Here is a 12,412-nt window from a genome sequence, read left to right as displayed (position 1 = left end):
ACTAAGTAATAATATGCTTGCTTTATTATCAAGTTTTTGCTGCGGTGCAGGCTTTTATTCAGCTTTGTCCTGAGCCGCTTTTTTAGTTCCGTGCCAGCACGGCAATATGCTTAAGGTTTCCAGTGTTACCGGTATAAGCAATATCATTTTAAGCTTCCATATGGGCGTAATCCATATGATTGCCAATAATATTACAGAGATTATTACTGCACCTGTATTTTTCTTTTTGATAAGTTTACCGTCTTCAATCGGATTATTTTCAGTAAAAAATGGTGCATACAATTTATTAACTACTATAATTCCTAATGTTAAAGCTATCATTACGCCAACCGGCAGATAACTGATATACTCCGCGCCTACACAGGAAAGGACACTCACGAGCGCCATGGATAAGAAGCAGCCAAGGCTCGACTTCATATGTACTCCTCCCGCACAAGAACGCAACAAAGAAAAACATCCAATTGATAATATTACATCCCATGCACGACCGAAAATGAGTCCGATCAATATTAGCCCTATCATTTTGAACAGAGAATTAAAGATTAATTCTATTCCATAGGTAACCGCTATGGCTTGTGTCTCCGACATCTCATTGCGCTTCAAACACCAATCCGTAATCTTACTCGCAAGCATATGTTCCATGCTATACACCTCGTCTCATCTCGTGATTCTATTTATAACATACTTCGATATTATATTACCATATTTTTCATAAACGCTCAATTCCATTTCTTAAACGATTATTTTTTCACCTTATTTCCATATGAAAATATTATCATAGATTTGTTGTAAGAAGTAGTAAATTCAATTATTATATCGTATCATGACATCATTAATATCAACTTTTACTGAGGGGGAATGATGTTACCAGTATACATTTGTGATGACGATGAAAATCAATTGCAGCATTTTAATAAATTGGTATCCAACACAATCATGATTGAAGATATGGATGCTTCTATCGTTTGCACTACTTCTTCACCCTATCAGCTTCTCTCCTATTTGACCGAGCATAAGACTCCATCCTTATATTTTCTCGACGTTAATCTGAATACTTCCATTGACGGCTTCGCTCTTGCCAGAGAAATAAGGAAATATGATCCGCGGGGCTTTATCGTGTTCGTCACTGTTCACAGCGAGCTTTCCTATCTTTCTTTCAAATACAAGGTGGAAGCCATGGATTATATTATAAAAAGCGACAGCAAGGATATTTCCTCCCGCATACGCGAATGTATTCTCAAAGCGCTGGAGCTATATACGCTCCCTACCAATACTATTCAAAAGGCTATCGCCTTAAAAATCGACGGACGTATCATTTCCATGAAGCTGCCCGATATTTACTGCATTGAAACTTCCGTAGAAGCGCATAAGATTCGAATCTATAAGAGAAATGGATATACCGAGCTTTTCTATTCCTTGAAGAAAATAGTAAAGCTTTTGGACGAATCATTTTTTCAATGTCATAAATCGTGCATTATTAACCTTTCCCACGTGAAAGAAGTAAATATTAAAAATTGTCTGGTCATTCTGGAAAACGGAAAGGTCTGTCCGGTTGCTACACGCATTGTAAAGTCGCTTGCCCTAAAGCTGAATATGAATATTCCTTAAGTGTTTCCATAGAACTTTATTTTTGACGTCCTTTAACTTTACTGAAAAACAAATAATATATGACGAACAGAATAGTCGTAACTACCCATGTGAGCGGGTAGCTGAACATGATCGTATAAATATTCTTTCGAAGCGGAACCGCCAGCATAAGCCATATTACGCGCAGCGAGCATATTCCTATCAGACATATAATCATAGGAATCCAGCTATCGCCCACGCCGCGCAGGGCACCGGAGAGAATCTCGATGGCTACATATGTGAAGTACACAGGCACGAGAAAGCGCAGCATCTGCACTCCTATCCTTATTACCGCCGTATCTGTAGTAAACAGCCGATAGCAATATATTCCCCAGAAATATAGCACAAAGGAAATCAAAAAGGTAGCGGCAAAAGTCATAGCCATACATATCCGTACTCCTTTTTTCATCCGTTCTTTCTTCCCCGCTCCATAGTTCTGCCCCACGAATGTAGTGACCGAAATGCCGAAGGCGCTGACGATCATCCAAAATATACTGTCTATCTTACTATAGGCCGTCCATGCCGCTACAGTATCCGTTCCCAGGGAATTAATGCCGGCTTGTATAATGACGTTGGAGGAACTGTACATAATTGACTGCATGCCTGCCGGAAATCCGATCTTAATAATTCTCGCTAACATCCTTCTATCCAAACGGATATCGCGAAGGACCAGACGGTGCATATCCTTCGTCCTTGCTAACAGCATTATAACAAGTACCGCACTGAGCGCCTGGGAAATGATAGTCGCTAACGCCGCCCCTGCCACTCCCATGCCGAGGCCTACCACAAACAGCATGTCGAGAACGATGTTTGTCATACAACTCACGATCAAAAAGTACAGAGGCCGTTTGGCGTCACCTACTGCCCTGAGTATTCCCGCACCTATATTATAAACGAGATTCCCTACCATCCCTAAGTAATAAATCCGAAGGAAGGTAACTGACGGCCCAAGCACATCCTCCGGTGTATTCATAGCTTTTAATACTGCCGGTGCAGTGAGGATACCTGCTGCTGACATAGCAAGACCTGCAATCACGCTGAAGGCAATTGCCGTATGTACCGCATATCCCACCATCTCCTGCCTCTTCGCTCCGTAATATTGGGATATGATAACGGTGGCTCCGCTGGATAGACCTACAAAAAAGCCTACGATTAGCTGAATCACTGTATTGGTGCTTCCGCCCACGGCAGAAAGCGCCTCCTTTCCCACATATCTTCCTACGATAATGGCGTCTATCGCATTATATAACTGCTGAAAAAAAGTGCCGAATAAAATAGGGAAAAAGAAGAGGAGCAACTGTTTCCAGATTACTCCCTCCGTTATGGCATTACTTTTTCCCATATCCGTTACTTTTATATTATTTTCATCCTGCATTAATTTACCGGACATTTCTTTGCTCATATCCTTCCGCTTTTGTGGATTTCTTTAAATAATTCCATCATTTGTGTACACGATTAGCAGTATATCGCACTTATCCCGGTTTTTCAATGGGAACTTAAACAAAGAGGATATTTACCTTAAGTTTCCGGTAAATATCCTCTTTTACTGCTTCATTTTATTTCATATTTCCATTTCTTCATTTATTATTATTTCTTTTCTGTTTTTCCATTTCTGCTTCTCTTTTATTTCTGTTTCTTTTTCATTCCTATTGCACGTTCAGATTGCTGTAGCCCATCAGGCTTTCATCTACTGCCCGGGCAGCCTCCATTCCTTCACGTATTGCCCATACGACTAATGACTGGCCTCTGCGCATATCACCGGCAGCAAAGACGTTCTTCACATTCGTCACATATGCTCCTTGAACGGTCTTAACGTTGGTCCTTTCATCGGTTTCCACCTTGAAGGCTTCCGTCACGTACTTCTGGCTTCCGAGAAAGCCTGCCGCAATAAGAACTATGTCCGCCGGAAGCGTCCGCTCGCTCCCCGGAACCTCTTTCATATTCATGCGGCCCGTCTTTTCATCCTTTTCCCAGGCGAGCTTTACGATTTTGACGCTCTTCAAATGACCGTTTTTGTCCTTGATGAATTCCTTTACCGTAGATTCATAGATGCGGGGATCGTGTCCGAATACCGCTATCGCTTCTTCCTGACCGTAATCCGTCTTGCACACCTTCGGCCATTCCGGCCAGGGGTTATTCTCGGTACGCGCATCCGGCGCCTTGGGCATCATCTCTATCTGGGTTACGGACTTACAGCCATGGCGCACAGATGTACCCACGCAGTCGTTACCCGTATCGCCGCCTCCGATGATCACCACATGCTTATCCTTTGTATTCACGTAGTTTCCATCCTGCAAATTGGAATCCCGCAGGCTCTTTGTATTCACCTTCAGGAAATCCACCGCGAAATAAATGCCCTGTGCATCTCTGCCTGGAGCGGAAATATCCCTCGGATTGGAGGAGCCGCAGGCCAAAACAACTCTGTGGAAGTCCTTTTGCAGGCTTTCCGGGGATAAATCCTTGCCTACATCCGTTCCCGTCACGAAGACGACCCCTTCCTCTTCCATAATCTTTATTTTGCGCTCCACGATGCTCTTATCCAATTTCATATTGGGTATTCCGTACATGAGCAATCCTCCCACCCGGTCGGAGCGTTCGAATACGGTTACCTGATGTCCTCTTTTATTCAACTGGTCTGCCGCCGCAAGCCCTGCCGGGCCGCTGCCTACTACCGCCACGCGCTTTCCTGTACGCACCTTAGGCGGCTTCGCGGACGCATAGCCCTCAGCATATGCGTTTTCTGTAATGGCATATTCGTTTTCCTTGATTGCCACGGGACTGCCATTCAGTCCGCAGGTACACGCACCTTCGCATGGTGCAGGGCACACTCTGGAGGTAAATTCCGGAAAACTATTCGTCTTTTTCAAACGGTTGTATGCCTGCTGCCAATTTCCCGTAAATACCAAGTCATTCCATTCCGGTATCAGGTTGTGAAGGGGACAGCCGGAAGTCATACCGCCCAGGTTCATACCTGACTGGCAAAAAGGCACGCCGCAGTCCATACACCTGGCTCCTTGAATTCTCTGCTTTTCCTTCGGCAGATGCTCATGAAATTCATCGAAATTCTTTATTCTCTTTTTGGGTTCCGTTTCCTTGGAAACTTCCCTGTTATAATCCATAAATCCTGTTGGTTTTCCCATCGTATAGGCCTCCTTTCCTTCCTACTTCGCACTGTTTACGTAGAATGCTTCTATTTGTGCCTGCTCTGCACTAAGTCCCTTTTCTTCCATCTGCACGATAGTCGTCAGCATTCTTTCATAGTCATGAGGAATGATTTTCTTGAATTTCGGCAGATAATCCTTGAAGTTATCGAGGATTTCCTTTCCTTTTGCCGAATTGGTAAGAGCTACATGCTCCTTTATCATTCCCTTAAGCTCCAGTACATCGTATTTGGAAGTCAGCTCGTGAGAAGAAATCATCTCTTTATTCAACCGGATGTACAGGTCGTTGTTTTCATCCAGAACATACGCAATACCGCCGCTCATTCCTGCCGCGAAGTTCTTGCCCGTAGGTCCCAGTACCACTACGCGTCCTCCCGTCATATATTCACAGCCGTGGTCGCCTACGCCCTCTACTACCGCATTGGCTCCGGAGTTACGAACACAGAAACGCTCTCCTGCCATACCATTTATAAATACTTTTCCGCTGGTCGCACCGTATAAGGCAACGTTTCCTATAATGATATTATCCTCTGCCTTGAAGCTGCTTCCCGCCGGAGGATAAACGATCAGCTTGCCGCCGGACAGGCCCTTGGCAAAATAGTCGTTACTGTCACCTACCAGCTCCAGCGTAAGGCCTTTCGGGATAAATGCTCCGAAACTCTGTCCTCCCGTACCCTTGCATAAAATGCGGTAGGTATCCTCTTCCACACTATCTCCAAGCTGCTTGGTAATTTCTGATCCGAGAATCGTTCCGAACGCACGATCCGTATTTTTTACATCGACCTCCACACTTCGTTTCGTTCCCTTGGCAATCGCGCCGGAAAGTTGCTTTAACAGCACCTTCTCATCCAAGGTCTTCTCCAAATGGAAATCATATACCTGCTTAGGGTCGAAGGTCATTTTCTCCTGACTGCCTACATAAGGATTAGCGAGAATCTGCGCCAAATCCACCTGCTGCTGGCTCTTCGTTAAGCTTTCCTTCCTCTTGAGCAATTCAGTGCGCCCTACCAGTTCGTCGATGGTGCGTACGCCCAGCTTTGCCATATATTCCCGAAGCTCCGTAGCGATAAATCTCATAAAATTCATAACATATTCCGGCTTACCCTTAAAGTTCTTTCTAAGCTCCGGATTTTGCGTCGCTACACCCACCGGGCAAGTATCCAGATTACATACTCTCATCATAACGCAGCCCATAGTTACGAGAGGAGCCGTAGCGAAGCCGAATTCCTCCGCGCCGAGTATTGCCGCAATAGCCACGTCGCGTCCGCTCATCAGCTTACCGTCCGTCTCAATGCGCACCTTTCCTCTCAGCCCGTTCATTATAAGCGTCTGATGAGTTTCTGCAAGGCCTAACTCCCACGGAAGTCCCGCATTGTGAATGGAGTTTCTAGGAGCCGCCCCGGTACCGCCGTCATAGCCCGATACGAGGATGACTTGTGCTCCCGCTTTGGCAACGCCTGCGGCAACCGTCCCTACTCCCGCCTCGGAAACAAGCTTTACAGAAATTCTTGCATCCTTATTGGAATTCTTCAAATCGTAAATCAATTCCGCCAAATCCTCGATGGAATAAATATCATGGTGGGGAGGAGGAGAAATCAGGCCTACGCCGGGAGTGGAGTGCCTTGTCTTAGCCACCCACGGATATATTTTTTCCCCGGGCAGATGACCGCCTTCACCGGGTTTTGCTCCCTGCGCCATCTTGATCTGTATCTCTTTGGCGCTGACGAGATAACGGCTGGTCACGCCGAAACGTCCGCTTGCCACCTGCTTGATTGCGGAACAGCGATTCAGTCCGTCCTGCCCTATAGTCAGGCGCTCCAGGTCCTCTCCGCCTTCGCCGGAATTGGATTTGCCCTTCAGCGTGTTCATGGCTATTGCCATCGTCTCATGAGCTTCTCTGGAAATGGAACCATAGGACATTGCCCCCGTCTTGAATCTGGTGACGATTTCCTCCACACTCTCAACTTCCTCCAGAGAGATACCCTGCTTCGGATAATTGAAGTCCATAAGACCTCTTAAGTTTTTAACGGAGTTTTCATCGTTCACAAGCTGGGTATACTGCTTGAACATACCATAGTCTCCGCACCTCGTTGACTGCTGCAGCAGATGAATGGTCGCCGGATTATAAAGGTGCTCATCGGCTCCGCTTCTCATCTTATGATGTCCCAAACTATCCAGCGTCAAATCGGTTTGAAGATCTAAAGGGTCAAACGCTCCCGAATGAAGTTCATCCACTTGCTTTTCCAAATCTTTTAATGCGATTCCGCCCACACGGCATACCGTATTTGTAAAATATTTATTGATAACATCGTAGTTTATACCGATAGCTTCGAATATCTGAGAGCCTTGGTAGGATTGAATGGTAGAGATACCCATTTTGGAAGCGATTTTCACGATTCCGTGTAAAACGGCGTTGTTGTAATCATCCACTGCTGCATAGTAATCCTTGTCGAGCATCCTGTTGTCGATCAGCTCCTTAATGGATTCCTGGGCCAGATACGGATTAATAGCGCAAGCGCCATAGCCTAATAAGGTAGCAAAATGGTGCACCTCCCGCGGCTCTCCCGATTCCAGAATCAATGCTACGCTTGTTCTCTTTTTCGTCTTGACCAAATGCTGGTTCAGAGCAGATACCGCTAACAGAGACGGAATCGCCACATGGTTCTCATCTACGCCGCGGTCTGAAAGGATGAGAATATTTCCTCCCTCTCTGTAAGCTCTGTCCACCTCTACGAAAAGACGCTCTATCGCCCGCTCCAGACTTGTATTCTTATAATAGGTAATGGGCACCTCTTCTACCTTGAAGCCCTCCACCTTCATACTCTTTATTTTCATCAAATCCGTATTCGTAAGAATCGGGTTGTTGATCTGCAGCACGTTGCAGTTCTTCGGAGTCTCCTCCAGCACATTTCCTTCTGTTCCGATATATACGGTGGTGGAGGTGACAACCTCCTCTCTGATTGCATCGATAGGCGGATTGGTTACCTGTGCAAAAAGCTGCTTGAAATAATGGAACAGCGGATGATAAGTCTTGCTTAATACCGGCAGCGGCGTATCAACGCCCATTGCCGCAATGGCCTCTCCTCCGTCTCTGGCCATGGGAAGAATGCTCGCTTTAAGCTCTTCGTAGGCATAGCCGAATGCTTTCTGCATACGCTGTCTTTCTTCATCGGTAAATTCCGGCACCCTTTGATTGGGGATGTGAAGGCTTTTCAGCGTAACGAGGTTATTATCCAGCCATTCGCCATAGGGCTGTGAACAGGCATATTTTTCCTTTAGCTTCTCGTCATCGATAACCTCTCCCTTCACCATATCCACAAGAAGCATCTTGCCCGGACGGAGTCTTTCCTTCACTACGATTTTCGTCGGGTCGATATCCAGTACGCCTACTTCGGAGGAAAGAATGAGCTGTCCGTCATCGGTTATCATATAGCGGGAGGGACGAAGACCATTGCGGTCAAGCACAGCACCCATAATATCCCCATCCGAGAACAAAATGGAGGCCGGGCCGTCCCACGGTTCCATCATGGTGGCATAATATTGGTAAAAGTCCTTTTTATGCTGATTCATCGTCTTATTATTCGCCCAAGGCTCAGGAATGGTAATCATCACCGCAAGGGGCAGATCCATACCGCTCATAACGAGGAATTCCAGAGTGTTATCCAGCATGGCGGAGTCGGAGCCGGAAGCATTCACTACGGGAAGCACTTTATGGAGCTGCCCTTTCAGGTGCTCGGATTCCATGTTCTCCTCCCTGGCCAGCATCTTATCCGCATTTCCGCGAATCGTATTGATTTCACCGTTGTGCACGATAAAGCGGTTAGGATGCGCTCTTTCCCAGCTTGGATTGGTATTGGTCGAAAAACGGGAATGTACCACAGCAATGGCTGATTCGTAATCTTTATCCTGTAAATCGGAAAAGAAGGTACGGAGCTGTCCAACCAAAAACATTCCTTTATATACGAGAGTCCTGCTGGATAGGGATACTACATAGGTATTGTCGCCGGATTGCTCGAATACGCGGCGCACGATGTAGAGCATACGGTCGAAATCGAGCCCTTTTTCTACATTCGCCGGCTTTTTAACAAAGCCCTGCATAATATAGGGCATGCATTCTACAGCCTTATGCCCGAGCACAGAAGGAATGGTCTCCACTTTCCTCCAGCCGAGGAAGGTCAGGCCTTCTTTTTCCACGATGATTTCGAACATCTTCATGGCCTGGTTTCTTTTCATTTCCTCCTGCGGGAAGAAGAACATTCCTACTCCGTATTCTCTTTCTCCGCCAAGTGTAATTCCCAAAGGGGCGGTCACCTTTACCATGAATTTATGGGGCACCTGAGTGAGGATTCCAACACCGTCACCGGTCTTTCCTTCTGCATCTTTTCCGGCCCTGTGTTCCAGATTCTCTACTATTTTAAGGGCATTTTCTACTGTTTCATGACTTTTTTTGCCTTTGATATTTACGCAGGCGCCGATACCGCAGTTATCGTGTTCGAATTCGGGACGGTAAAGAGGTGCTTCCGGGAGGGACATTTTCGCATCAAACATATATTTTCTCCTTTCACATGTTGCAAGCTTTGCAATGACCTATAGGCCTTGATGGGCATAACAGATATTTGTTCACAGCTTGTTTATAACAAAAAAAGGACGCAAAAAGCTCTTTTACGCTTCTTTGCGACCTATGCAATTACTATACACCTATTTTTTTATGCTGTAAATAATTATTTTCATTACTATTGTCTGATAATATGACTATTTAATTGTTTGCTTAATTATTGTCAGATTTTTTATTAAATTTTCTCACTTTTTTCCTTTGGGTTTATTTCAGGAAATCCCGGAATCATTTGATAAACACTAGGATTTTATCTCTATGTATTCCCGGATTCATTATTTTAGGAAAATTCGAAACTTGGAAAAATTTTAGGTAATTTTTTTTAGTTTCCACATAAAAAAGAGACTCACAAAGGAAATTATCAGAAAAATGGAACAATTCAACGCAGTCATCATTCCTGCCAGACCCTGGCTGCTGTAAGCGACAATGAATACACTTAAGTTGGCTAAGGAATGGAAGAGGACGGGGGCGGCAAAGCTTCGGAATAGTTCATAGGAAAATGCAATTGCTATCCCAAGGATGCAGCCATAAATCCCTTGTACCAGATTGCCGTGGTAGCCACCGAATAGTATGCCGCAGATAATAATGGACAGCACGGGGTTGAAGTACCTTTTCATTCGGTTATAAATAAGACCTCTGAATACGATTTCCTCGGCAAGCGGGGATAGAACGCCGTAGATGATTACGCCTGCGGCGAAGGCTACTCCAAATTGTCTGGCGGCTACGTCCTGATAGGATGGGGATTTCCCTGCAATTCCGGTGAGCATTAGTAAGAGGTTGGTTCCCAGCGCCAGCGTTATCGCAAATACTGCCAGTAGAATGTAGGCTGCTATCGTATTTGTCCCGAGGGATGTCCGGCATGTTGCCTGAAACCCTTCTTGACGCAGTCTGGCAAAACGGAATTCCGTTTTAGCCATAGGCCAGACGAAGGCCATACCGATTAGCAGGGAAAGTGCGTTTAGGACGGCGTTTACTGTCTGCGTGCGGGCGAAAATGTATTCCGAGTAGCTTCCTCCCAAGCCTAAGCTCATATTCAGAAGAAACGCAAGCAGTACCTGCGCTAAATCGTGGGCGATAAAATATACCACGAAGGGCATCAGTATATTCCATGTCTTTTTCAATGAAGATTCCGGTTGGGGTGTCATTGTATCAAAAGCCTCCTCAATTCTTCTACTGTGTTCACGATATAATCGGCTCCTGCTGCCTCCAGCTCACCTTCTCCGGCATAGCCGAAGGTCACTCCCACAGTTGTCAGGCCGTGCTGCTTACCTCCAAATACATCGAATTCTCGGTCGCCGATCATTGCGGTATGTTCTTTATCTATATATATGGTTTCTGCTACAGCCACCATTTCCCGTTGTACAGTCTCTGCTTCTCCGGACTCTGCCGCTGCATCCTTGTCGTCCGCACATTTGGCAGAAAGCTGGCGAAGAGCCTCTTCTACCACTTCTTCCTTGCTTCCGCGGACGCCGTTTAGCTCACTTCCTACCACGACGTCGAAGTATTGGCGAATTTCGAAATGATTCAGAATCTTTTCCACGAATACGGTTGGCTTGCTGGAAGCCACTGCCAGCACTTTTTCTTTATTTTTCAGCGCAGCCAGCATATCCTCTGTGCCCGGATATATTTTATTCTGGAAGATTCCGGTAGGAGAAAACCATTCTCTATACTTTACAATCGCCGTTTCTGCCTGCTCCTCATCAAGACCGTAATATTTTATGAAGCTGTCCTTTAAAGGCGGACCTATGAAAGGCTCCAGCTTGTCCAAATCCGGCTCGTCGATTCCAAAAGACTTAAGCGCGTATTGTACCGATGTAGTAATTCCCTCCTTTGGGTCCGTCAGGGTTCCGTCCAAATCGAATAGCAAATATTTGTATTTCATTTCATTTCTCCTTGCCTGTAAGATGTGACGTTACTGTTCACTCCGTTCTCAGCAACGCATGATTTCTGCATTTAAATTCGCTCTGCGAAGCAGAAATCATCTCTCGAATCACGTTCTTACGCAGCTTAACAGCAAGTGTTAAGCTACTGTGTAAACAGTAACGATCTCCATTACTGGAAATTATATCATTATACTGCCTTGACGCGCAACCCTGTCTGTGGTACACTAGAGCCCATTTCGTTAATTGTCACAGCCTTTTTGGCAAAATCCAAAATGATAAACCGACTTGGCAAGATATAAGTAACTGTAAATTATATTACTACTAAGAGGAAGCAAACATGATTACACTGGAACATGTAAGCAAGACCTATAAGGTCTCTAAACGTGATGCAGGATTTTATTCGGCATGCAAGGCTTTATTTCGCAGAGATTATGAATATGTCCATGCATTGGATGATGTCTCTTTTTCCATCGAAGAGGGAGAAATGGTTGGTTATATCGGCCCCAACGGAGCCGGAAAAAGCTCAACCATCAAAATTCTAAGCGGTATCCTTACACCGGATAGCGGTACTTGTCTAATCAATGGACGTATTCCGTGGAAGAATCGTATCGAGCATGTGAAAGACATCGGTGTCGTATTCGGTCAGCGCACCCAACTATGGTGGGATGTTCCCGTTGCAGATTCTTTTGAGCTGCTGAAGGAAATCTACAGGGTAGATACCGCATCCTACCTCCATAATTTAGAACGGCTCACTTCCATGCTGAACCTTTCGGAGCTGCTGAAAACTCCTGCAAGACAGCTTTCCTTAGGTCAAAGGATGCGCTGTGAGATTGCAGCCTCTCTTTTGCATAATCCCCGCATACTTTTTCTGGACGAACCCACCATCGGATTGGACGCCGTATCGAAACTCGCTGTCAGGGAGTTTATTTTACAACTGAATAAAGAAAATAACACTACTGTCATTTTAACAACTCACGACATGCAGGACATCGAAGTGTTGACCAATAGAGTCATTCTGATAGGCAAAGGGCGCATTCTCTTGGACGGAACTTTGAGCGATATCCGGAAGGATTTCGAAAGCACTGAAGAGGCCCTGGCGGATTTTTACCGCTCCTACGACATATAAGGAG

Annotated in this window: 8 protein-coding genes; 2 read left to right on the top strand and 6 right to left on the bottom strand. The window is 45.5% G+C overall.

The window, feature by feature from the left end:
• Nucleotides 1-54 precede the first annotated feature (54 nt).
• Nucleotides 55-642 carry an accessory gene regulator ArgB-like protein gene (locus tag CC90_RS0100805; RefSeq protein WP_031388942.1) on the bottom strand — a complete coding sequence of 196 codons (588 nt, stop codon included), beginning with the start codon at nt 640-642 and terminating at the stop codon, nt 55-57.
• 216 nt (nt 643-858) lie between these two features.
• On the opposite strand from CC90_RS0100805, the gene CC90_RS0100800 reads away from it, so the two are divergent.
• Nucleotides 859-1,608 carry a LytR/AlgR family response regulator transcription factor gene (locus CC90_RS0100800; RefSeq protein WP_081905828.1) on the top strand — a complete coding sequence of 250 codons (750 nt, stop codon included), beginning with the start codon at nt 859-861 and terminating at the stop codon, nt 1,606-1,608.
• A 16-nt stretch (nt 1,609-1,624) separates the two neighbouring features.
• Here the strand turns inward: CC90_RS0100800 and CC90_RS0100795 are convergent, their stop codons facing one another.
• The 5 genes from CC90_RS0100795 to CC90_RS0100775 all read right to left on the bottom strand — a co-directional run bounded on the left by CC90_RS0100795 (nt 1,625) and on the right by CC90_RS0100775 (nt 11,281).
• Entirely contained in the window at nt 1,625-3,001 is a 1,377-nt protein-coding gene (locus tag CC90_RS0100795) for an MATE family efflux transporter (RefSeq protein WP_408606089.1), read from the bottom strand.
• A 271-nt stretch (nt 3,002-3,272) separates the two neighbouring features.
• Entirely contained in the window at nt 3,273-4,766 is a 1,494-nt protein-coding gene (locus tag CC90_RS0100790) for a glutamate synthase subunit beta (protein WP_031388939.1), read from the bottom strand.
• Nucleotides 4,767-4,787: 21 nt separating this feature from the next.
• A complete protein-coding gene (gltB, locus tag CC90_RS0100785; protein WP_031388938.1) occupies nt 4,788-9,335 on the bottom strand; it encodes a glutamate synthase large subunit in 4,548 nt (1,515 codons plus the stop codon).
• A gap of 372 nt (nt 9,336-9,707) precedes the next feature.
• Nucleotides 9,708-10,544 (bottom strand): CPBP family intramembrane glutamic endopeptidase, encoded by an 837-nt coding sequence (locus tag CC90_RS0100780; protein WP_031388937.1) that lies wholly within the window; start codon nt 10,542-10,544, stop codon nt 9,708-9,710.
• Nucleotides 10,541-11,281 carry an HAD hydrolase-like protein gene (locus tag CC90_RS0100775; RefSeq protein ID WP_031388936.1) on the bottom strand — a complete coding sequence of 247 codons (741 nt, stop codon included), beginning with the start codon at nt 11,279-11,281 and terminating at the stop codon, nt 10,541-10,543. The genes CC90_RS0100780 and CC90_RS0100775 overlap by 4 nt, the downstream gene beginning before the upstream one ends.
• A 338-nt stretch (nt 11,282-11,619) precedes the next feature.
• Between CC90_RS0100775 and CC90_RS0100770 the strand changes: the two genes are divergently transcribed.
• Complete coding sequence (locus CC90_RS0100770) at nt 11,620-12,408, top strand: ABC transporter ATP-binding protein (protein WP_031388935.1); 789 nt, start codon at nt 11,620-11,622, stop codon at nt 12,406-12,408.
• Nucleotides 12,409-12,412: the final 4 nt, after the last annotated feature.

Origin of the sequence: Kineothrix alysoides (genome assembly GCF_000732725.1) — a bacterium.
In the GTDB taxonomy this organism is placed as follows: domain Bacteria; phylum Bacillota; class Clostridia; order Lachnospirales; family Lachnospiraceae; genus Kineothrix; species Kineothrix alysoides.
Note: the sequence above shows the minus strand (reverse complement) of the source record. Positions and strands in the feature narration are given on the sequence as shown.

Bases quoted from the DNA above. Each gene is read 5' to 3' on its own strand.
- CC90_RS0100775 (WP_031388936.1), bottom strand. From the start codon at position 11,281: ATGAAATACAAATATTTGCTATTCGATTTGGACGGAACCCTGACGGAC.
- CC90_RS0100770 (WP_031388935.1), top strand. From the start codon at position 11,620: ATGATTACACTGGAACATGTAAGCAAGACCTATAAGGTCTCTAAACGT.
- gltB (WP_031388938.1), bottom strand. From the start codon at position 9,335: ATGTTTGATGCGAAAATGTCCCTCCCGGAAGCACCTCTTTACCGTCCC.
- CC90_RS0100800 (WP_081905828.1), top strand. From the start codon at position 859: ATGATGTTACCAGTATACATTTGTGATGACGATGAAAATCAATTGCAG.
- CC90_RS0100780 (WP_031388937.1), bottom strand. From the start codon at position 10,544: ATGACACCCCAACCGGAATCTTCATTGAAAAAGACATGGAATATACTG.
- CC90_RS0100790 (WP_031388939.1), bottom strand. From the start codon at position 4,766: ATGGGAAAACCAACAGGATTTATGGATTATAACAGGGAAGTTTCCAAG.
- CC90_RS0100805 (WP_031388942.1), bottom strand. From the start codon at position 642: ATGGAACATATGCTTGCGAGTAAGATTACGGATTGGTGTTTGAAGCGC.
- CC90_RS0100795 (WP_408606089.1), bottom strand. From the start codon at position 3,001: ATGCAGGATGAAAATAATATAAAAGTAACGGATATGGGAAAAAGTAAT.